Below are 22296 nucleotides of genomic sequence, written 5' to 3'. Positions count from 1 at the left end.
GACCGCGTCAGCCTATCGGGATTGGGAGACAAAAATGGAAAAACGGAAACTTGGTCGTACAGACCTGATGGTCAGCGCGTGCTGCCTTGGCACTATGACATACGGCGAACAGAATACTGAAGCCGAAGGTCACGAACAAATGGACTATGCTGTCGAGCGCGGCGTGAATTTCTTCGACACCGCCGAGCTTTATGCCATTCCGCCAAAGCCGGAAACGCAAGGTTCGACAGAGCGAATTGTCGGCAGCTGGATGAAGGCGCGCGGCAATCGCGACAAAGTCATTCTCGCCACCAAAATTGTCGGCCGGTCTGACAACACCTGGTATCGCGATGACGTCGACATGTGCCGCATCAACAAGGCGCAAATTGACGAAGCGGTTGAGAAAAGCCTGAAGCGTTTACAGACCGACTATATCGATCTCTACCAGCTGCACTGGCCTGACCGTGTTGCACCGATTTTCGGCGGCAAACTGAAAGCCAAGCACTACGACATCTCATACGAGCCGTTTGAAGACATTCTCGAAGCGCTCGATGCCCATGTGAAGAAGGGCAATATACGCCATATTGGTCTATCTAACGAAACGCCATTCGGCGTGATGCGCTTTATTGCCGAAAGCGAAAAGCGCGGCCTGCCGCGCGTTCAATCTATCCAGAACGCCTATAATCTGGTGAACCGCACCTTTGAAGAAGGCCTGGAAGAAGTCTGCATGCATGAAGATGTCGGGCTTTTGTCATACTCGCCATTGGGGCAGGGCTATCTAACCGGCAAATATCGTAACGGCGCACTGCCTGAAGGCTCACGCAAAGCCTTGTTCCAGCGCCTTAGCCGTTATGAGAAGCCACATGCCGAAGAGGCGATCAATTCCTACGTCGATCTGGCGGCGGAGAAAGGCATTGATCCGGGCCAGCTTGCGATAAGGTTCTGTGACACAAGGCCTTTCATGGCCTCAACGATTATCGGCGCCACGACGATGGAACAATTGAAGACGTGTATCGATGCGTTTGATCTTGATTGGACCGACGATCTGGAAAACAGCGTGAACGAACTGCACGCACGCCAGCCGAACCCGTGTCCATAAATCGCAGCCTGCCTACTTGCCGACTTTCCAATGCTGGATAAGGTGGTGATTGGGCAATCGCTCAACTTGGTACGGGCTAGACGGGGAGTGATCCAAATGGCCGATATTGCACCTTACGTGGACAACGTAAAAAAGTATGCGAAAGCATATAACGAAACTGCACTGCAGAAGATTGTGAACCATCTTGGTATCGCACTTCGCAACCGCGACTCGTCTCTGGTTTCCTGCTCTGATCCTTCCGAGCTGGAACGTGTGCGCGAAAAGTGGCTGAAGAAAAAGTTTGAACTGACTGATTCCGACGCTGATCTGGACGCTGCAATTCAGGAAGTCTGCACAGCGATGAAAGACGAGAAGGGCAATAAGTCCCGCGTCACATTCTACTACATTCTCGCTGAGAAATACGGCAAGATCGACATGCTCGCTGGCTAAGCTTGCATCGCATCGATCAAAGAAAACCCCCGCAAGCGCGGGGGTTTTTTTATTGTTCCGATTTGTGTTTTCGCCAGATCGCAAAGATACGCGGCCCGTCAACAAGATACCGCTTCCACATGCGCTTCGGCTCGCTCAGCAGGCGATGAAGCCATTCAAGACGCGCATTACGCATCCAGAGCGGTGCGCGCTCGACCCGGCCCGCCAGAAACTCAAGGCTGGCACCGCAACACAGGGCCACACCTTTACCGCGACCAAGACGCAGCGCCTCACGGGCGACCATCTCCTGTTGCGGGGACCCGACGCACAGAAAGGCGAAACGTTCGTTTTCGCTGACAAGAAACTCTGCGGCCTTACGGACTTCATCAGGCTTATTGCGAAGACCCATAGGTGGATTGTGCCAGGCGACATTCGCAATGCCATAGTCACGCGCTAAAGATTCAATAATCCCTTCATCACCGCCAATCACAACGATCTTTTCATCGGACTTTACGTGATCACGGATGAGAGCTTCAACAATATCCGCGCCCGGCGCAGCAGGAAGCTCCTTACTTTCAAACTTCGCGAACAGCTCAAGGATGCGGCTATCACAGACCAGCATGCCTGCGTCTGTATAAAGTGGACGAAGATCAGGCTCCGCATCGAGGCGAACCATATGATCGACATTCGGTGTGACCAGATAGGTGAAGTCGCAACCGCGATCCACCATCTTCAACAGGGCCGCTACAGCCTGATCGGTATCATACGGATCGAATTCGAGTCCTATGAAGAGAACCCGGTCAGATTCGAAGACAAAGTCTGTCGCAGATGCAGTAGAAAGTGACATGCATCCGGTTTCGCAAAAAACCGGCAATTTCGCGTTTCATTCCACATCGCAATTTCGCGGCACGGATTAAGCATAAACATCAGGAAACTCGGTTTTTTCGCCAATGAGGCCCACCGCGCCCTCAAGACACTTCTGATGTCCAGATTTGAACAAATCAGCCCTTAACATACTGAATTATTGTAATTTCTTGGGTATCAGAACGCTCTGACTTAAAGACAGCGGTAAAACCTGAAATATCGGGCGCGACAAATTTCGCGGACCGATTTCCTTGCTTTATAGTTAATTCGTCACCCGAGGCGGCAGATCTAATATCCTCTAAGAAGGCTTCAAAACCCTCTGAAAGCAAAGGAAATTAATAAACTTCCTTGATCCGTTAACACTTCCGGTCGTGGTTATTTACAGAATGAGCATCCGCACCCATCAATATCCGCGTTACATGCCGCGAATAGGCTGACGGTCCAGCGGTTCATCTACCTCGCCGCGCTTCTTTTTGTTGTCCATGCCGTGCTTACGAAGAAGGCCGCGGAACTGGTGATAGGTGAGGCCAAGATAATCGGCTGCTTTGCCTTGATGACCTTCGCTCGCTTTGAGCGCTGCCTCGACCAGACGCACCTCGTACAGCCGTATTTCCGTTTCAAACTCGAGGCCGTCCTCTACGGGCGGCACATCCAGGCGAAGGTCCTGAACCGGGCCTGATTGGACCGGTTTGGCAGCCGCTCGCCTGGCTTGCGGGCGAAAGGGCGATGAAAACGGATCAATGGCGTCTTCTGAAAACTCTATATAGCTTTCCGGATCCATATGAAGCGAACGGTGCGTGATGCGCTCGGCAACGTTTTTAAGCTCCCTGACATTGCCCGGCCAGTCATGCGCTTCCAGCTGCAAAATCGCTGAAGGTGAAAAGCCGGTGAAAGGAAGCCCCATCTCGCGAGCCATCTGGCTACCGAAATGGTCAGCGAGAAGCGAGATGTCCTCGATCCGAACCCGTAAAGGCGGAAGAGTGATCACGTCGAAGGCCAGTCGGTCCAGAAGGTCGGCGCGAAACTTACCGGCCTCCACCGCCGCTGGAAGGTCGATATTCGTCGCTGCCGTCACCCTGACATCGCATTTGAGCACATGCTCGCCGCCAAGGCGTTGAAACTCGCCATACTCCACGACGCGCAACAGCTTTTCCTGCACACGATCGGATGCCGTGGCGATCTCATCCAGAAAGATCGTGCCGCCATCTGCCTGTTCGAACCGCCCAATCCGTCTTGAACTGGCCCCTGTAAACGCGCCCTGCTCATGCCCGAACAGTTCTGAATCCAGCAACTCATCGGAAAGCGCCGCGCAATTCACTTTGATGAACGGCCCATTCCAGCGTTTCGACAGGAAGTGAACGCGCTCGCCAATCAGCTCCTTACCCGTACCTCGCTCTCCAATGATGAGGATAGATCTGTCCAGCGGGGCAATGAAAGACGCTTTCTCCAGCGCCTCCAGCCATTCAGGGCTTTCGCCAATTGGTGAAACAGGCTCAATCATTCGTCAATAATACCATAATTATCGGCAAGATAGCTAATTATTTTTCGTTGAATTTACTAAATATCCGCAGCGAAACGCACTAGCGAATTTTTTAATTCAATAAATACAGCGTATTATAACATTAATTCAAAACTGGCACGCCCTTTGCAGTTTGTAGGACAGCTCAGCGGCTAAGGGGGCCGCAAGAAAAGGAAGAGAGACATGAGAGACTATGAAGCAAACAGCCAATCCCGACGGGATGACACGCTGCAAGATCGCTTCAGCCGTTTCACAGGCTGGTTGTCACGTCGTCCGATGGAAAGCTGGGGCTTCTTCATCGCCGGTGTGATCGTCGCACGCATTCTCTTCTAAACGTAATTTATCAAGGAGACCGACTATGGGACTGTTTTCCCGCTTCGGAGACATCGTAAACTCAAACATCAACGCCATGCTCGACAAGGCGGAAGATCCTGAAAAAATCGCGCGTCTGATGATCCAGGAAATGGAAGACACGCTGATCGAGGTTCGCACTGGTGCTGCCCGCGCAATGGCAGACAAGAAAGAAATGGAACGCGAAATCGCGCATTTCGAAACGGTTGCCGCTGAATGGGACGCCAAAGCAGAACTCGCTATTGATAAAGGTCGTGAAGATCTGGCTCGCGGCGCGCTGCAGGCAAAACAGAAAGCAACTTCAGAGATTGCCGCACGCAAGGAAGGTCTTGCTGCTGCAGAGGAAGCTTTCGCAAAGCGCTCTTCCGATCTCGAAAAGCTTCAGGCCAAGCTTGATGAAGCGAAAGCCAAGCATCGCGCACTTATGATGCGTCGTGAAGCTGCCGAGCATCGCATCCGCGCCCGCTCGCGCACATATGACTCCCGCGTTGATGACGCGCTGGCACGTTACTCTGCCGTAGAGCGTAAAGTCGACGAGATGGAAGCCTATGCTGACACGATCAAAGGCTATGAGCCTTCGCTCGAGCAGGAATTCGCCGACCTCGCACAATCTGACGAAGTCGAAAAAGAGCTCGCTGAGCTGAAGCGCCGCAAAGGTGTTCAGACAACAGCGACGCCTGAAACCAAGAAAAAAGACTCTGAGGAGTAATCATTATGGCAATGCCGTTTCTTGTCCTCACCGGGATCATGACAGTGCTGACAGCACCTGGTCTCATCGCAAACTATCTGAAGGACCGCCGTGAGCGGACTGCAGTAACCACCGAAAAGGGCGAACTCAATGCCTGAGGAATTTATCGCAATCGCCATCGTCGGCATGCTCTTCATAGGTTTCCCGGCCGTGCTGTTTCATTACATCACGATCTGGCGGAAGCAGAAGACGCTCCAGCCGGACGATGAGCGGATGCTGGAAGACCTTTGGCGATCAGCACGCGCTATGGAGCGCCGCATTGAGAGCCTTGAAGCCATCATCGAGGGTGAAGTTGAGCGGACTAGCAGCCGCTCTGACAATCTCCGCGATGACATTTACAGGAAGAACTAATGCCACATCGCAGACAACATGATGACGACTACGGAAAGTGGAGAAACACTTTCCACCGTGGTCCGGAACGTGATGAGCCATACGACTATAACGGGTCACCTAACCCGAAACGCCTCTACCGGTCTGTTCGCGACAAGGTCATTGGCGGTGTGTGCGGCGGCATTGCTGACCGGTTCGGCTGGGAACCATCCCTGGTCCGTATCGCCGCCGTGCTTTCCTTTTTCCTGTTTGCAGGGCCGCTGATCATCATCGCCTACATGGTGATGTGGGTCATCCTGCCTACACCACCAAGGAATGCACCATCACTCAGCCCGGATGAGGAAACATTCTGGCGCGGAGTTTCGGATCGACCAACGATCACATTCTCCAATCTACGCTACAAATTCATGGATCTCGAAGATCGCCTTCAATCCATGGAACGCGCAGTTACTTCGGACGAGTGGCGTCTTCGCCGCCAGTTCCGTGACCTCGAAAAAGGTCAGTAACCTAAATCACCACCGTTTGTATCGAAGGGGCAAACAATGTTTACGGGAAGATCATCAAACGGGACAATGACGGGCATGTTCATAATGGGCGCCGCCATAGTTCTCACCGCCGCAGCCGTACTCTCAGGACGTTTCCATGTTCAGGCTGCAGGACTGGACGTGACAATGGGCACACATATAGACCGCGGCTTCGTGGTCCAGATTGACGGGCTCGATTGCCCGGGTGCTGATTGCCCAGCGTTCGCGTTCGACTGGTCGCTCGCAACGCGCGGCTAGTCAGTTATCTGCCCCTTCCGGATCGCCCGGACCAGGAAACGAACAGGAGAGACAATCTCCTGCTCTGACCGGGCGAGAGGAAGCGGCCGCCCCAGCGCCTGAGATACAATCAGGTCCGCCAGAAAGGGCGCAAATGTGAAACCGCGGGCACCAAGCCCCGCCATCACATACACCTTACCGTCAGAAACAGCTCCCCCCTTAACGGGTGCGCCATGCTGAAGCGGCGCGAGATTTAAGAGCGTTTCAGACCGGTCAAACCAACATCCCGCAATTGGAAAGCGATCCGGCGTTGTCGCTCGGACTGACGCCCGCGAGACAAGCTGTGCCTCGACCAGATTGTCCGCCCAGTCAGGCGCAAGCGACCCAAGCGCTTCAATATTATGAGCGCGGGCCCCATCAGTTACGGCTGGCGCATCGCCCTCAAAGGCCTCAAACGTCGCGCCAAACAGCAGGTCACCATCTTTCCTGAGCGCATAACTGCCGGATGCAATTGCTTTAACCTCATTGTCCTCAGATACAGATTGAACGAGCTCCACCTGCCCGGCTTTTCCGGCAATCCATTCAGCCATTTCCGGCAACAGACTTGAAATCAGGTGTCCTGTTGAAATGACAGTCAGCGTTTTTTCGTCAGATTTACCAGAGATCGCCTCAAGCGTTTCAACAGACTGATACCAGCGACAATCAATACCGGGGTGATCGAGCAATGCTGCCACGAGCCTGGCCGGCTCCACCAAAGCGGCGCCATGGTGGATCAGGGATACTCGCTCTTCATCACTGAATGACAGGCGTCCGTCATTAAGCGGGGGATCTTCGGCGAGCTTTGAAAAGCGTTTAACTTCCACGTCGCTCTGAGGGGCCTGCGTTACACTGACCTCATGCGCAAAGTCTGGCGCATATCGCGCATAAAAGGATAGCGCGTAGAGATAGCTCTGAATGAGAAAGCGCGCCTGAGGCGTGTCCGCCGCATCAAGTCGCGGCATGACAAGGCCATAGGGATTACCGCTGGCACCAGAGGCAGGCCCTTCAGCCTTATCGATCACTGATACAGGTAAACCGGCCTCAGCAAACTGGCGCGCAACCGACGCGCCGCCAATTCCCGCACCCACGACAATGACGCGCTCAAACTCGCGCCTCGGCGCATCACGCAAGAATATATCCGGCTGGGGGTCGCGCGGAGCGTTGTCCGGATAAATCGCCTCAAGGCGTTCGCGCTTTCTGCCAAATCCCGGCTGTTTAGACACCTCAAAGCCGGCAGCGGCCAATCCGCGTCGGACATGGCCTGCCACCGTATACGTGCCAACGAGGCAACCGGGTTTTGCGTGGTCGCCGAGACCCTTGAGAATATCCTCAGACCACATGGCTTCATTCTTTGCCGGGGCAAACCCGTCCAGAAACCAGGCGTCCGCTTTGAAATTGACTGTGCTGAACCAGTCAGCGGCATCGCCGATAAAGATGCTAAGGCTAATCCGCCATTGCGGAAATACGATACGCTGCAGGCCCATAGTCTGTTCAGGCCAGCTCGCAAGCAATTGATCAACGTAGGTCTTCAATTCCGGCCAGCGCGCCAGCGATCTACGCGCATCTTCAGCCGCCATTGGATGCTTCTCAACCGTCAGAAAGTCGAGCCAGCCATCGCTGCACCGCTCCGAACCAAGCCAGAGATCGACCAGCGCGAGGAAGTTCAGCCCGGTTCCAAATCCCAATTCTGCAATAGTGAAGCTTTTATGGTCGCGCCAACGCTCGGGAAGCCCACAAGCGCGAAAGAAAACCGCGCGGGTCTCCTCCAACCCATCGCTACGCGAGAAATATACATCATCAAACGCGGTCGCGACGGGGGTTCCGTCGTCTTTCCAGTCAAGGTTCGGGCGTGAAGGCAGGCGTGTCATGCCGCCCCTTTATCAGAGAAATCTGAAAACCGGGAGATGAGGTTTAAGGACGAAGCGACGCAAGAACAGCCTGAGCCGATTTCATAGCCAGAACATGTGGAAGCGGCCCGCGCATAAGGATCAACCGATGCCAAACGGCGCCAAACAATGTCTCACACACCGCATCGGGGTCATAATCCCTTCGGATATGGCCCTTGGATGCCGCCTGAGCCAGCACGTTCTTCATCGGCTTACGAATAGTGTTGTTGAACCAGGTGCGGAAAATCTCACCGGCAGCAGGATCGTCGGAGGCAGCCAGCAGCGCGCTACGCAGCAGGTGAGCGCCATCGCCAACACGTGCAAGTTCTGAGAAGGGCTCGATAAAGGCCGCAAGCTGCACGTCGACCGGCTGGTCCGGTTTAATCAGCGGCTCTTCAATCATGCTGATTGCAGCATCGATTGCGATAGCCGCCACGGAAGGCCACCAGCGATACACTGTTTGTTTGGATGCTTTGGCGCGGCGAGACAGCCGGTCGGGACTGAAAGCGCGCCAGCCATGCTCAATCAGCTCTTCACGCGCAGCAGACAAAATGGCCTGACGAGAGGCTTCGCTACGCTTCGGCCCTTCGCGCCGAACGGAAGTCGTTTCAGTAGGTCCGTCAGATTTCATATTGCGCCCTGCCCCGTATGGCCTGCCCCAAGCCAACCTGCACAATATATCATACAAACAGCTGCTTAACTGAGTCTGTTCAGCAGCAGATTCTCGTTTCAGGGGATTAGCGTGGCAAAATTGCACTCATTCAAGGCAGCTATACGTACGGACTGACCAGAGCCCAGACGACCGAACCTGCCATAAGGGTGGCGGCGCACACATAGAAAACGCGCGCAAATTTCGGTTCAGAGAACTTATGAGACAACAGACGTGCGCCGCTGCCGTAAATGCTCAGGCCAAACAGCTCAGTCGCCGTGACCGTCAGAACCATAATGACCACTTGCGGAATGATGGGTGCTTCGACATTGAAAAATGCCGGCAGAAGACCGCCGAAAAAGACCAATGCATTCGGATTGGCTAGCTGTAGCCCGAAGCCGCGCAGGAAGAGGCCGGTGATGCGGCCCGTTTTGATGAAGTTCTGGCCCTTCGGCTTGAACACATCAGTTACTTCATCTTCGAAGTTTGTATCGACGGGCTGCGTTGCCGTCGACCAGGCAAGCCAGAGCACAAAGCCCAGCCCGACAAGTTTGAGAACGAAAAATCCGGTTGGAAATTGTTCGGCCAGCGCGCCGGCGCCGGAGGCTGCGAGCGTAATCCAGACGACATTCGCAGCGCAAATACCGAGCCCGCTCACCAGAGACAGCCAGAAGCCGTAACGAAGCGACGCTGCAATAACAAGCATTACGGCCGGACCAGGTGTTAACCCGCCGGCCGCAAACAATACAATCATGGATGCCCAGAGGCCGAATTCCATGTCAGCCCCTCAGGTATCAGAGCTTATTTGGTTTCCGCGTAACGCGCGATGGATTGCGCGATCAGCTCTTCAGCTTTCTCACGGCCGTCCCAGCAATCAACCTTCACCCATTTGTTTGGCTCAAGGTCTTTATAGTGCTCGAAGAAGTGCGTGATGCGCTCGAGAATGACGTCTGGCAGGTCTTCTTTTTCGTGAACTTTTTCGTAGAGACGCGTCAGTTTCGTGTGTGGAACTGCGAGAATTTTCTCGTCCGGACCGCCATCGTCTTCCATCAGAAGAACGCCGATCGGGCGCACGCGCAGAACGGAACCTGGAACCAGAGCGCGGCTGCCATAGCACATGACGTCGATCGGATCGCCATCAAGGCTCAGCGTGTGTGGCACGAAACCGTAGTTACACGGGTAACGCATGGAGGTGTAGAGATAGCGGTCGACGAACATCGCACCGGAATCCTTGTCGATCTCGTATTTGATCGGCTCACCACCCAGCGGAACCTCAATCACCACGTTTACGTCTTTTGGTGGGTTTTCCCCGCTGGAAATCTTGGAAAGATCCATAATGCGTCCCTCTTTTACGCGTCTGTCTATATGGCTTCCCTCTAGCCGCGCAGCAGGTCGTGTGCAAGCGCAACAAAAGGCGTAGAGGGAAGTTTATTCAGGCTTTGTCTAAATTCTGCGCCAGTAAATGCACCCTAGCTCGTTAACGCGCCCGATACACCGGACTTAAAGCCGCGCCTTTGGCAGAGATAATTTGAAGATGATGGCCAGCGCGCGCAGTGTAAATGCCGCCGCGAAACCTGCGGCAAACGCAATGCTTTCATTCACATTGAAATAGATCAGCGCAGCAAACACCGCCGCCCCGAGAAGACCTGCTGTCGCGTAGATGTCTTCCTTCAGCAGCAGCGGATCACGGTTCGCAACGACGTCACGAATGAGACCGCCCGCCGACGCCGTCATCACACCCATAATCAGAATGATCAGATAATCATGGCCGAGGTCAGCGGCTTTAGCCGCGCCCGTTACCGCAAATAGCGCCAGACCTACGGCATCAGCCCATCGGAGCGGTTTGAAGCCTTCCAGCGCATTGGCGAAGAAAAACGCTGCCAACCCGCCCGCAATAGCAAGCCAGAGCGACAGCGTATCTTCGAGCCAGAATACCGGCGCGTCGAGGATGAGATCACGCAGGGTTCCGCCGCCAACAGCCGGCAGAAACGCGAGCGTGATCACACCGAAAAGGTCCATATCCTTACGGACCGCGGCTATGCCTCCTGAGACAGCGAATACAAATACGCCGATCCGGTCCGCAAAGGTGAGGATCAGATCAGGAGACATATCCATGGCGCCGTCTAGCGACGGTTACGCGCTGCAAGTGTACGCAGACGAAGCGCGTTCAGGCGGATAAAGCCTTCAGCGTCTTTCTGGTCGTATGCGCCGCCATCGTCTTCGAAGGTAACGAGCAGATCATCGTACAGAGAGTATGGAGAGCGACGACCAGACACGATGACATTGCCCTTGTAGAGAACGAGGCGGACTTCACCGGCCACTTTCTCCTGGCTCTTATCGATCAGCGCCTGAAGCATTTCACGCTCTGGCGCGAACCAGAAACCATTATAGATAAGCTCTGCATAGCGCGGCATCAGCTCGTCTTTCAAATGGCCTGCATTGCGGTCGAGCGTGATGGATTCCATTGCACGGTGTGCCTGCAGCAGGATTGTGCCGCCCGGTGTCTCGTAAATGCCGCGAGATTTCATGCCCACGAAACGATTCTCAACCAGATCGATGCGACCAATACCATTGTCATGGCCAAGCTTGTTCAGCGCAGTCAGCATTTCAGCTGGGGATAGCTCTTTGCCGTTAAGCGTAATTGCGTCGCCTTTTTCAAACCCGATGACAATTTCAGTCGGTTCGTCAGGCGCATCCATTGGCGACAGAGATCGCTGGTGGACGTATTCCGGCGCTGCTTCCCACGGGTCTTCCAGAACTTTACCTTCAGAAGACGAGTGAAGCAGGTTCGCATCAACTGAGAACGGCGCTTCGCCGCGCTTGTCTTTAGCGATCGGGATCTGGTGCTGTTCAGCAAATTCCAGAAGCGCTTCACGGCTTTTGAAAGCCCATTCACGCCAAGGTGCTACAACACGGATATCCGGGTTCAGCGCATAAGCAGAAAGTTCAAAACGAACCTGGTCATTACCCTTGCCGGTCGCGCCGTGCGCAATTGCGTCAGCGCCGGTTTCTTCTGCGATCTCAACGAGACGCTTCGTGATCAGCGGGCGCGCAATAGAGGTACCCAGCAGATATGTGCCTTCATAGACAGCGTTCGCGCGGAACATCGGGAAGACAAAATCGCGGACGAACTCTTCGCGCACATCTTCAATATAGATGTTCTCGTCTTTAATGCCGAGAAGCTGGGCTTTGTCTCGTGCCGGACCGAGCTCTTCACCCTGACCAAGGTCTGCTGTGAAGGTAACGACCTCACAACCGAACTCTGTCTGAAGCCATTTCAGAATGATCGACGTATCGAGACCACCGGAATAGGCGAGGACGACTTTTTTCGGGACGGTGCGGTTAGACATTATTTCCTACTTCTAAGTTGGATTATGGCAATCACGCCAAAATTTTGCGCGCACAATATCCATCGGCCACAATCACGCAAGTAAATTGCCCCTTTAGCGGCCATTTAGCGCCATATTTTTCGCTGAACGTGTTCGCCACCGCGGTCTAAGCGGAATGGAGGGCCGAATGAACATCCTGAAATACCTTTTTGGCGCGACTTTAGCCGTCAGTACAGCGGCGCAGGCGCACGCCACACCCGCTTCAGATGAGAGTGTTCAGCTAAACTCCTACATTCTGCTCGACCGGACGGGTTCGATGAACTCCATCTGGGATGAGGCGCTGGGCTCGGTGAATGCCTATGTTGATAGCGTCATTACGCCGGATGACGGCCCGGATGTCGCCAATGACATCACCTTCTCCGTATTCGATGCGCAGGACGGCCTCCAGTTCGATACGCTCCGGCGTAATGTGACAGGTGACGACTGGCAGACAATCACATCTGACGAAGTGCAACCGCGCGGCATGACACCCCTTTTTGATGCGATCGGCCGGATGGTCGCCCTCGCCGAAGAGGATAACCCCGACAAAGCAGTCATCGTCATCATGACGGACGGGCACGAGAATGCCAGCCGCGAATTCAGCCGTGATAATATTCGCGAAGTGCTGGACCGCGTTGAGAAGCGCGGCTGGGCCGTCGTGTTTCTCGGGGCCGAGTTCGCAAGCTTTGGAGACGCCGATGCGGCAGGTGTTGCCCGTTCCAACCAGATGGCCGTTTCGAGTGAACGGCTGGGCGCGACCATGGAAAATCTCGCGCAACATAATCGCGCTTACGCGCAAGGGCGCTCTGACAGCGTGGAATTCGATGAAGAAGACCGCGCGCTGGCGCAGGAGGACGACGTCATTCAGCGTCGGGGGACGCAGTGACGGGCTGAAAGTGGTCCGGCCCGAACTGGGACGCGACGTCGGGAAACGGGCGGAGCCTTACGGGCTTCGCCCGTTTCTGTTTCAGCAAGGATGAAACCCTCTCCACCTGACCAGTTTGCAGATGACAAATGACAAGGTCCACCGCATGTTCAGGCGGGGACACGGAATTTGAACATGCTGGATCGTCTGAAAGAGGTATATCACGGCTCGTTTGCCGAAGATGTCATGGTCGCTTTTGGTGAAAATGACATTCCAACGCGCGCGGCAGCTCTCTCCTTCTATTCAATCCTGTCGGTGTTCCCGTTCGTCGCCCTGCTCGTCTGGATGAGCACGTTTGCAGGTAGCACCTATTCTGCAAAAGACATGGTTCTGCAGTTTTCAACCTTCCTGCCGCATGATTTTGTCGAGCTGATTTATGATGAGGTAAATCACCGGCTTGAACTATCAGGCGCGGAGTCCGCATGGCTCGCGGCGTTTCACTTGTTTCTGGTCATGCTGAGCGCGGGTGCAGCCCTTCGCTCCATGATGTTCAGCTTTCGGGAAATTTCACGCGCGGATGCGGTGATCGGCGTATTCGCAATCGCCTGGCGCTCGATTGCCTTTGTCATTCCCGTCCTGTTCTTCGTCTTTATCGCATCCTTTCTCGTCGCTGTGATCAGCTATGTCGTGATCACGCTGACAGGGATTATTCAGTCCGGCTGGCTGGTGACGCCGCTGCTCTGGCTATTAGTGACGGTGGTGCTTATCGGGTTTTTGAACGGTGTTTACGCGTCCGGTCTCATCGGGCGTCAGAATTTACCAATTCACGGGTGGCTGGGTGCAAGCGTCGCGGCAGCCATGATCTCTGTCGTGACCATTGGCCTGTCGCTTTACTTCCAGATCAACCCGGTAAACCGCGAATGGTACGGATCTCCGGGCTTTCTGATCAATGTGCTGTTATGGTTCTATGCCTGCGCGGCGTGTCTGTTACTCGGCGCGCAGATCAATGCGGTTTTGCACTGCAGGCAGGCAGGACCTACCTGCGTCGACCACCAAGAATCCCTCGAACCAGATAACGCGTAACTTCATTCGCAAGCGTTCGAAGCCCTGATTTCAATGCCGCCTCGCCCGGAGACTGGCGTGTAGAGCGGCGACGACGCGAAGAGGATCGTTCTTTCTCTTTCCGCTCGCGCTCTTTTTCTTTTTCCAGGCGTTCGACTTCTCGTTCAGCCGCCTCTGCTGCCTCTTCCTCACGCTCGAGCAGGACTTCATAAGCAGACTCGCGGTCGATGGCCTCGTCATACTGGGCGCCGACAGGGCTGGCCGATCTTACGACCTCACGCTCGGCATCGGTTGCTGGTCCAAGGCGCGAAGATGGAGGACGGATAAGCGTCCGTGCGACCACCGTTGGAACGCCTTTTCGATCCAGCGTGGATACAAGCGCCTCACCCACACCAAGGTCTGTAATGACATCTTCGGTATCGAATTGATCATTCTCGCGGAAGCTCTCAGCGGCCGCTTTCACGGCCTTGCGTTCAGCAGGCGTATAGGCGCGCAGGGCATGCTGCACACGGTTACCCAACTGGGCCAGAACACTATCAGGAATATCGCGCGGATTCTGGGTGACGAAAAACACGCCAACGCCTTTAGAACGGATCAGCTTCACCACCTGCTCGATCTTGCTGAGCAGCGCTTTCGGGGCGCTATCGAACAGCAAATGCGCTTCATCGAAGAAGAAAACGAGCTTTGGTTTGTCAGGATCGCCAACTTCCGGAAGCTCTTCAAACAGCTCTGACAGCAGCCAGAGCAGGAAGGTGCAGTAAAGACGAGGGCTATTGATCAGCTTTGTGGAGTCCAGAAGGTTCACATAGCCTTTGCCATTAAGATCGGTGCGCAAAAGATCAGACAGTTTCAACGCTGGCTCACCAAAAAACTTATCAGCGCCTTCTCGCTCCAGAACCAGAAGACGTCGCTGGATTGCGCCAATACTTGCTGGCGAGACATTTCCGTACTCACGGCCAATCTCAGCGCGTATTTCTGACAGGTGGATCAAAAGCTTACGCAGGTCTTTGAGGTCGAGCAGCAGAAGATTGTTGTCGTCCGCGTATTCGAACGCAATCGTCAGAACGCCTTCCTGTGTTTCATTGAGTTCCATCAGGCGGGACAGCAGAACAGGTCCCATCTCGGAAATCGTCGTGCGAACCGGATGGCCCTGCTCGCCATACACGTCCCAGAACACAGTCGGCGCACTGTAATAGTCATAAGGCTCAAGGCCGATCGTGCCCGCTCTCTTATGCAGCGCGTCATGCAGCTTATGTGTCTCGCTGCCTGCTTGGGAGATGCCGGAAAGATCGCCCTTCACATCGGCGCAGAAGACAGGAACACCCGCATCAGAGAAGCCTTGTGCCAGAATTTGCAGGGTTACCGTTTTGCCAGTGCCGGTCGCGCCCGCAATCAGTCCATGGCGATTGGCTCGATTTAAAAGAAGCGTCTGCGCTTCGTCCTGCGTTTCACCGCCACCACCAATGAAGATTGAATTGCTCATGCCTGCCCTCCTCCGGATAGCAAAGTGTTAGCCGGAGCTGCGTGGATTGCAAATCGGCTTATACGTCACACACCGTTGATTGCCTTAATATAAACAAGTTTAGGCGCTGACATCTATCGTCATACGGCTTTCGCCTACGCTGAATATTTCAATTTTGAGCGAAATTAACTGTAAATGCTCGCTTAGAGAGGCAAGCAGACAGCAAAATCTAAATAGTTGGCTCAAACTAAAGTTGTTTTCCCCAGTAAAATCACATGCTTACTCAAATTGATCGTGAGAGCCTGCTAAATTCACTTGGCAAACCTTAATTTGAATTCCATATAGGGCTTTGCGTCTGTGACAGACATGTTACAGGATACAGAATGGGCCTCCGCGTGCGTCCCCCACCCAGCCTGCGGATTGAGGTCCTAAGGGCCCGTCAGACACGTCCCCGTCTGACGGGTCCGCACCTCACAAAGTCTTCACAAAAATTTCCAAGAAATTAAGCAGACTCTGCCTACATAATGGGTCTGTTTTGAAATTCTTTTTCGTAGAAGCACGTAATAATGATTGCGCAATCCAAATCGACAAACATTTCCCTTGCTGAACTGGTGGATCAAGCAAATGGCCTGGACTGGGGAGGTCCAACGCCAACATCAGAACCCCTGATCACTCAGTTTCTGACACAGAGCCATTCTGCTCTGGACGGCGATCTGCTCGCACGCATTTCTCCCGACCTTCTCGCGACCCTTCTGAAAGACTTCTGGCTGTGGGGCGAAACCCGCGAAGACAAAACCAGCCTCGTCCGTACGCGCCTGATCGATCCGACCGATAATCGCGATGACTGTTTCACAGTTCTGGAAGTGATTGGTGAGGATATGCCTTTCCTCGTCGGCTCCATTCTGGGCGCCTGCCGCGATGCCAACCTGCACGCTGATATGGTGATCCACCCTATTCTGGAGCATGGCCGCGATAGCAATGGCAAACGCGTATTGTCGCCGGGTGAAACGCGCGATTCCTACATCCAGATCTATATGGAAGAGATTGACGCAGACTCTGCCGATAAGCTCGTCAAAGAAATCCAGAAAACACTCGGCGAAGTGCGAAGCTGCGTAGCTGATTTTGCAACCATGCAGACCCGCATGAGAGATGCTGCAGGTACAGTGGGCATGAACGCCCATATGGACAGCCAGCGCACCAAAGAAGCCGAAGATTTCCTTCGCTGGCTCGCCAATGACCATTTCACCTTCCTCGGAAGCCGCCGTTATACATTTGCTCGAAATGAAGACGGAGCCCTGGCGGCAGAGGAGCCGGAAATCATTCCAGGCTCCAGCCTCGGCATTCTGCGCGATGAGACACGCTATATCCTCAAGCGTGGTAGCGAACCGACCATTGTCACCGACCAGATTTCGGACTTCCTGAATGAAGCCGACCCGCTGATCATCGCTAAAGCAACGCTGAAGTCACGGGTGCACCGCCGTGTTCGCGCCGACTATATCGGCGTAAAACAGTATGACGATAAAGGTCAGGTTGTTGGCGAAATCCGTTTTGTCGGCCTGTTCACGGCTGATGCCTATAACTCCATGACCAAGGACGTGCCGCTGATCCGTGAAAAGGTCCGTCGCGTCCTGATCGCAGCGGGCAAGCGACCAAACAGCCATGATTCAAATGCGCTGCGTCACATCCTCGAGACTTATCCGCGCGACGAGCTGTTTCAGATTTCTGATGAAGAACTTTTGGAACATGCCAATTCCATTCTGCAACTGCAGAACCGTATGGAAACGCGTATCTTCATCCGGAAAGACCGCTTTAACCGCTATATGTCAGCGCTCGTTTATATTCCGAAAGAAGCATTCCATTCAGAACTTCGCCGCAAGATCGGCCGTGCAATCGAGCGCGCATTCGACGCAAAACAAACCGCATTCTATCCGCAATATGGTGAAGCCCCGCTCGCGCGCATTCATTTCCTGATGGATCTCAATCAGGGTCACAAAGAGCCTGATCTCGACAAGCTTCACGCTGAAATCACACGCCTTGCGCAAAGCTGGAATGACGAATTGCGCACACTTGCGCGATCCCAGCGCCACCGCATTCCGAAAAAGCTCGACTTCCAGTCCATCGCAGGTGCCTTTCCTGCCGGCTATAAAGAAGCTTTCACGCCTTCAGAGGCGATGGATGACCTGGAATACATTGCCTCACTGAACGAAGATTATGTGGTCACCAGCCGCGTATCTCGGGATCTCGATGACGCAGAGAATGTTCTACGGACCAAAATCTACACGCGCACAAATCCGGTTCAGCTCTCAGCCTGTGTGCCCGTCTTCGAAAATATGGGCCTCTATGTGATCACGGAGATCGGCTATCCGGTCGAACTTGGCTCTGAAGATGATGACGTCTTCTGGGTTCATGATTTTAAAATGCGAGCCGCTGATGGCTGCCCGATTGCGCTTGATGATGTGAAAGACCATTTCGAAGCTGCATTTGAAGCGGTCTGGACCAGCCAGACGGAAAATGATGGCTTTAACCGGCTGGTTCTGGCGATCGGCGCGAGCTGGCGTGAAGCCGCTCTTTTCCGCACGCTTTGCCGCTATCGCAAACAGACCGGTATGGATCTGGCACAGTCCACTCAAATCAATGCGCTGGCCAATAATCCGAAAATTGCATCGCTTCTTCTGGAAGCCTTTAAAGTGAAGTTTTCGCCGTCTCTGGAACTTTCCATGGACGAAAGGGGCGAAAAACTCTCTGAAATCATTCAACAAATTGGCGCCGAACTGGAAGAGGTTCAGAGCCTTGATGAAGACCGCGTCCTTCAGCGCCTGTCCGAACTTGTCAGCGCAGTGAAGCGTACTTCCTTCTATCAGCTGGGTGAGAACAATCAGCCGCACAGCTATATCGCGATCAAAATTGCCAGCCGCGAACTGGAGCATATTCCGGAGCCGAAGCCGTTCCGTGAGATTTTCATGTGCGCGCCGCATGTTGAAGGTGTCCATTTGCGCTTTGGCGCCGTCGCGCGCGGCGGCCTTCGCTGGTCGGATCGACGTGATGACTTCAGAACTGAAGTATTGGGCCTTGTGAAGGCTCAACAGGTTAAAAACTCGGTCATCGTACCTGTCGGTTCAAAAGGTGGTTTCTACCCGAAACAGCTCCCGAAAGACGGTGGACGCGAAGCCTTCATAAATGAAGGAATTCGCTCTTATAAGACGTTCATCCGCTCGCTTCTCTCGCTCACAGACAATCTTGTAGACGGCGATGTGCAGCAGCCGAAGAACACCGTGATCTGGGATGAGCCTGATCCATATCTGGTTGTTGCCGCTGACAAAGGCACAGCGACATTCTCTGATATTGCGAATGAAATCAGTGAGTCATACGGCTTCTGGCTGGGCGATGCTTTCGCGTCGGGTGGCTCCGCTGGCTACGACCATAAGAAAATGGGCATCACCGCGCGTGGCGCCTGGGTTGCTGTACAACGTCACTTCCGCGAACTGGATATGGATATTCAGTCCGAAGAATTTTCAGTCATCGGCGTCGGCGATATGTCGGGCGACGTATTCGGCAATGGCATGCTGCTGTCGAAAACGATCCAGCTGAAAGCTGCGTTTAACCATATGCATATCTTCGTGGACCCAAACCCGGAAGACGCAGAACGGAACTGGGAAGAGCGCAAACGCATCTTCGAACTGCCGCGGTCCAGCTGGGAGGATTATGACACCTCCCTCATATCCGAAGGCGGTGGCGTATTCTCACGGTCTGCCAAACGCATTGAACTGACACCTCAGATCAAAAAGTTCATCGGGTCTGATAAAGACGTCATGACGCCGAATGAGCTGATCACCGCTATTCTGAAAGCGGAGGCTGACCTTCTCTGGTTCGGCGGTATCGGAACTTATGTCAAAAGCCAGTCGGAAACCGATTTGCAGGTTGGCGACCGCGCCAATGATGCCATCCGCGTCAGCGCTGACGAGCTGAACGTCCGCGTTGTGGGTGAAGGCGCGAACCTTGGCGTCACGCAAGCCGGCCGTATCGAGTTTACGCGCAATGGTGGTCGTATCAATACAGACGCGGTAGACAACTCCGCGGGCGTCGACAGTTCAGACCATGAAGTGAATATCAAAATCCTTCTGCGAAATGCGATCGATTCCGGCGCTCTCAAATCTGAGGATCGCAACGATCTTCTTGCATCGATGACAGACGAAGTGGCCCAGAAGGTTCTCGTTCATAACTATGATCAGACGGGCGCACTGAGTGTGGCGCTGGCTTCGGCAGCAGACGATCTTGATTCCCATGAACGCATGATGGAACGCCTGGAGTCCGCCGGCCTCTTGAACCGCTCTGTTGAAGGCCTTCCTAAGCCCGAAGATGTGCGTGCGCTTCATGAAACGCATCAGGGTCTCACACGGCCTGAACTCTCGGTTCTTCTGGCCTACGCTAAAATCACGCTTTTCGACGAGCTCGTGGCAAGCAATGTTCCTGATGATCCTTATCTAACCGAACAATTCCGCAATTACTTCCCGGATCCACTCCGTGAGTTTGATGACGCCATGCAGGATCACAGGCTGAAGCGCGAGATCATCGCGACCCAGCTTGCTAATGACGTCATAAATCTGGGGGGCATTACATTCGTTCACCGGGTGAAAGAACGTGCGGGCGTGGAAACTGAAGAGATTGTTCGCGCCTTTACCGCGGCTCTGGCGATCTTCTCGCTGAAACCTCTGCTGAAACGTATCGACCAGCTCGATAACCTCGTGCCGACCGATGTCCAGATCCGTCTGCGCGTTGATCTGATCAACGCAATGCGACGCCTCGTATTCTGGCTTGCACGAACCCGATCGCTGGATGGCAAGATCGAAACGCTCGTAAGCACCTATAAAGACGGCGTCACAGAGCTCATTACCGCAGGCAAAGACACACTTTCGCCTTACGAGTGTGATCTTCTCAATAGCAGAGACGCTGAGTATCGCGATCTCGGCGCGCCAAGTGAGGTCTCGGATAAGGTAGCTACGGTGCTATCGATGACGACGGCTACAGACATTGTTGACCTGGCGCACCGAACAAACCGCGATGTGAAGCAAATGGCTACGCTGTTCAACGCAATAGGCACAGCCTTCGGTTACGATAGATTAAGGCATACCGCTTTAAATCTTGACCTGGATCAACACTGGGATCGACTGGCGGTACGCGGCCTTGTTGAATCTCTCTTGAGCCAACAAATAGTACTCGCTGAGCGTATTTCAGCAAATTCAGAGCTTTCGGAGTGGAGCAATTTTGACTCCGCAAAAAGCAGAGTTGATGAATTTGTTTCTATCCATGCAGATATTCATGATAGACTTCAGATTAACCTTGCTGAACTCGATCAGTCTGGTGCATGGACATTCGCGAAACTTGTTCTCTATCAGAACGCAATGCGTAGCTTTATAGAAGAAACAGAAGTGAAGGCTTAGTAGTGGTTCAGGCGCTTAACATAAATCTTCGGTTTCGAGATGGCACGGTCGATGATGCGGAACGCATCGCAGACCTTGGCCGCCAGACGTTTGCCGAACATTTTGGAAGCCAGTTCAAGCGCTCTGATCTCGATCTTTATATGGATCGCTATTTCTCCGTCGAGAAAGTTCGCAAAGATCTTCAGGTTCCGGATTTCGATTATCGTATAGCGGCTGCAGGAAACACACTTGTCGGTTATGCGAAGATTGGTCCGGCAACCCTGCCATTGGCTGAACCTGATCCAAACCGCCTACAACTGCACCGCCTTTATGTTCGTGGCGCACGTCAGGGCGTTGGCGTGGGCGGTATTCTTCTCAGCTGGGCAATTGAACGCGCAAAAGAACGCGGGGCAGATGAAATCTGTCTCGGCGTATCCTCAAATAATAAGCGCGCGATCAAAGTTTATGAGAGCCGAGGCTTCAGCGCGTGCGGCACTCATGAAATTGATGTCGGCTCGGCCCGTGATGAAGAGCTCATGATGACGCTTCCTCTGCAGGCCGAGGCTAAATCCAAGCTAAGTGCTTGATTTTGTGAAAATTAATTACGGCTGAGACGGCGACAAATATCGTCGAGCTGTTCCAGATCGCGGTATTTGATCTTGATCTCTCCGCCATTCGCTTTGGCTTTGATATCGACCATCAGTCCCAGGGCGCGTGAGAGATCAGCTTCGAGCGCTTCGGTATCGACATCTTTTTCATCGATAGCTTTCGAGCCACCCTTACCGTGCATATCGCCAGCAGCCATCTTACGAACAAGCGCTTCTGTCTCACGCACGGACAGTTTTCGGGCCATAACCTGTTCGACAACAGCATCAGGATCATCAGATGCAAGCGCAGCACGCGCATGGCCCGCAGTGATATCCCCTGCCCGCAAATGATCACGGACAGACTCAGGCAGATTTAGGAGACGAAGCATGTTCGCGACGTGCGCACGGCTCTTACCCACCGATTCTGCGACAGTTTCTTGGGTTTTACCGAAGCGAGACATCAAAGCCTGATAGCCTTCGGCTTCCTCCATCGCATTTAAATCTTCACGCTGAACGTTCTCGATCAGACCAATCTCCAGCAGTTGGAGATCATTCGTTTTCAGAATACGGGCCGGAATCTCTTCAAGTTCAGCGGCTTTGGACGCACGAAAACGACGCTCACCAGCGATGATCTGAAACTTGTAATCCTGATGATCGACTTCGCGCACGAGAATTGGCGTCAGCACACCATGCACTTTAACCGAAGCAGTCAGTTCTGCGAGCTTCTTTTCGTCAAACTTCTTACGTGGCTGCTGCGGGTTCGCGCGAACCTGAGCCATGCGCAACATTTGAATTTCTTTGACGGAATCCGACGCACCCTCAGGTGCTTCAAAGGTGTCGTATTCACCGATGAGAGCCGATAACCCCTTGCCAAGTCTACTATTTTTGCGCTCTTCGCTCAT

At 53.8% G+C, this 22296-nt stretch carries 22 protein-coding genes; 12 read left to right on the top strand and 10 right to left on the bottom strand.

Going from position 1 to position 22296, the window contains the following annotated elements:
- Positions 1 to 34 precede the first annotated feature (34 nt).
- Together P1U45_RS04950 and P1U45_RS04945 are read left to right on the top strand one after the other, a co-directional pair.
- Entirely contained in the window at positions 35 to 1078 is a 1044-nt protein-coding gene (locus tag P1U45_RS04950) for an aldo/keto reductase (RefSeq protein WP_301057820.1), read from the top strand.
- 96 nt (positions 1079 to 1174) lie between these two features.
- Positions 1175 to 1507, top strand: a complete 333-nt coding sequence (locus tag P1U45_RS04945; protein WP_293609056.1) for a DUF2853 family protein — start codon at positions 1175 to 1177, stop codon at positions 1505 to 1507.
- A gap of 49 nt (positions 1508 to 1556) precedes the next feature.
- Here P1U45_RS04945 and P1U45_RS04940 read toward each other — a convergent pair whose 3' ends face one another.
- A complete protein-coding gene (locus tag P1U45_RS04940) occupies positions 1557 to 2333 on the bottom strand; it encodes a WecB/TagA/CpsF family glycosyltransferase (protein WP_301057819.1) in 777 nt (258 codons plus the stop codon).
- Between the two features lie 432 nt (positions 2334 to 2765).
- Entirely contained in the window at positions 2766 to 3851 is a 1086-nt protein-coding gene (pspF, locus tag P1U45_RS04935; RefSeq protein WP_301057816.1) for a phage shock protein operon transcriptional activator, read from the bottom strand.
- A 201-nt stretch (positions 3852 to 4052) separates the two neighbouring features.
- Between pspF and P1U45_RS04930 the strand changes: the two genes are divergently transcribed.
- Genes P1U45_RS04930 through P1U45_RS04905 form a run of 6 tightly spaced genes read left to right on the top strand, consistent with a single transcriptional unit; the run spans position 4053 to position 6080 of the window.
- Positions 4053 to 4202, top strand: a complete 150-nt coding sequence (locus tag P1U45_RS04930) for a hypothetical protein (RefSeq protein WP_022693811.1) — start codon at positions 4053 to 4055, stop codon at positions 4200 to 4202.
- 25 nt (positions 4203 to 4227) lie between these two features.
- Entirely contained in the window at positions 4228 to 4929 is a 702-nt protein-coding gene (gene pspA, locus P1U45_RS04925; RefSeq protein WP_301057813.1) for a phage shock protein PspA, read from the top strand.
- A gap of 5 nt (positions 4930 to 4934) precedes the next feature.
- On the top strand, positions 4935 to 5066 hold the full coding sequence (locus P1U45_RS04920) for a hypothetical protein (RefSeq protein ID WP_022693809.1): 132 nt from the start codon (positions 4935 to 4937) through the stop codon (positions 5064 to 5066).
- Positions 5059 to 5319 carry an envelope stress response membrane protein PspB gene (gene pspB / locus P1U45_RS04915; protein WP_293609060.1) on the top strand — a complete coding sequence of 87 codons (261 nt, stop codon included), beginning with the start codon at positions 5059 to 5061 and terminating at the stop codon, positions 5317 to 5319. The genes P1U45_RS04920 and pspB overlap by 8 nt, the downstream gene beginning before the upstream one ends.
- Positions 5319 to 5804, top strand: coding sequence for an envelope stress response membrane protein PspC (pspC, locus tag P1U45_RS04910; protein WP_293609061.1), 486 nt, complete (start codon positions 5319 to 5321; stop codon positions 5802 to 5804). The genes pspB and pspC overlap by 1 nt, the downstream gene beginning before the upstream one ends.
- 36 nt (positions 5805 to 5840) lie before the next feature.
- Positions 5841 to 6080, top strand: a complete 240-nt coding sequence (locus P1U45_RS04905) for a hypothetical protein (protein WP_293609062.1) — start codon at positions 5841 to 5843, stop codon at positions 6078 to 6080.
- Here the strand turns inward: P1U45_RS04905 and mnmD are convergent.
- The 6 genes from mnmD to P1U45_RS04875 form a co-directional block, all read right to left on the bottom strand.
- Positions 6077 to 7966 carry a tRNA (5-methylaminomethyl-2-thiouridine)(34)-methyltransferase MnmD gene (mnmD, locus tag P1U45_RS04900; RefSeq protein ID WP_301057810.1) on the bottom strand — a complete coding sequence of 630 codons (1890 nt, stop codon included), beginning with the start codon at positions 7964 to 7966 and terminating at the stop codon, positions 6077 to 6079. The genes P1U45_RS04905 and mnmD overlap by 4 nt on opposite strands.
- Positions 7967 to 8009: 43 nt before the next feature.
- Positions 8010 to 8615, bottom strand: coding sequence for a TetR/AcrR family transcriptional regulator (locus P1U45_RS04895; RefSeq protein ID WP_301057808.1), 606 nt, complete (start codon positions 8613 to 8615; stop codon positions 8010 to 8012).
- 139 nt (positions 8616 to 8754) lie between these two features.
- The gene (locus P1U45_RS04890) at positions 8755 to 9411 is read right to left on the bottom strand and encodes a LysE family translocator (RefSeq protein WP_301057806.1); all 657 of its coding nucleotides are present in this window, start codon (positions 9409 to 9411) and stop codon (positions 8755 to 8757) included.
- A 23-nt stretch (positions 9412 to 9434) separates the two neighbouring features.
- On the bottom strand, positions 9435 to 9968 hold the full coding sequence (ppa, locus tag P1U45_RS04885; RefSeq protein ID WP_293609066.1) for an inorganic diphosphatase: 534 nt from the start codon (positions 9966 to 9968) through the stop codon (positions 9435 to 9437).
- 165 nt (positions 9969 to 10133) lie between these two features.
- A complete protein-coding gene (locus tag P1U45_RS04880; protein ID WP_301057805.1) occupies positions 10134 to 10748 on the bottom strand; it encodes a trimeric intracellular cation channel family protein in 615 nt (204 codons plus the stop codon).
- A gap of 8 nt (positions 10749 to 10756) precedes the next feature.
- Positions 10757 to 11983, bottom strand: coding sequence for an argininosuccinate synthase (locus tag P1U45_RS04875; RefSeq protein WP_301057803.1), 1227 nt, complete (start codon positions 11981 to 11983; stop codon positions 10757 to 10759).
- 166 nt (positions 11984 to 12149) lie between these two features.
- On the opposite strand from P1U45_RS04875, the gene P1U45_RS04870 reads away from it, so the two are divergent.
- Complete coding sequence (locus tag P1U45_RS04870) at positions 12150 to 12887, top strand: VWA domain-containing protein (RefSeq protein ID WP_301057802.1); 738 nt, start codon at positions 12150 to 12152, stop codon at positions 12885 to 12887.
- A gap of 174 nt (positions 12888 to 13061) precedes the next feature.
- Complete coding sequence (locus P1U45_RS04865; RefSeq protein ID WP_301057800.1) at positions 13062 to 13949, top strand: YihY/virulence factor BrkB family protein; 888 nt, start codon at positions 13062 to 13064, stop codon at positions 13947 to 13949.
- Here P1U45_RS04865 and P1U45_RS04860 read toward each other — a convergent pair.
- Complete coding sequence (locus tag P1U45_RS04860) at positions 13903 to 15411, bottom strand: helicase HerA-like domain-containing protein (RefSeq protein ID WP_301057798.1); 1509 nt, start codon at positions 15409 to 15411, stop codon at positions 13903 to 13905. The two genes, P1U45_RS04865 and P1U45_RS04860, sit on opposite strands and share 47 nt — an antisense overlap.
- A gap of 545 nt (positions 15412 to 15956) precedes the next feature.
- Between P1U45_RS04860 and P1U45_RS04855 the strand changes: the two genes are divergently transcribed.
- Entirely contained in the window at positions 15957 to 20828 is a 4872-nt protein-coding gene (locus P1U45_RS04855) for an NAD-glutamate dehydrogenase (protein WP_301057797.1), read from the top strand.
- 2 nt (positions 20829 to 20830) lie between these two features.
- Entirely contained in the window at positions 20831 to 21394 is a 564-nt protein-coding gene (locus tag P1U45_RS04850; protein ID WP_301057796.1) for a GNAT family N-acetyltransferase, read from the top strand.
- Between the two features lie 11 nt (positions 21395 to 21405).
- On the opposite strand, the gene P1U45_RS04845 is transcribed toward P1U45_RS04850, so the two are convergent.
- Positions 21406 to 22296 (bottom strand): ParB/RepB/Spo0J family partition protein, encoded by an 891-nt coding sequence (locus P1U45_RS04845; RefSeq protein WP_301057795.1) that lies wholly within the window; start codon positions 22294 to 22296, stop codon positions 21406 to 21408.

Origin of the sequence: Ponticaulis sp. (genome assembly GCF_029210165.1) — a bacterium.
Lineage (GTDB): Bacteria > Pseudomonadota > Alphaproteobacteria > Caulobacterales > Hyphomonadaceae > Ponticaulis.
This window is presented reverse-complemented; position numbering and strand designations above follow the sequence as displayed.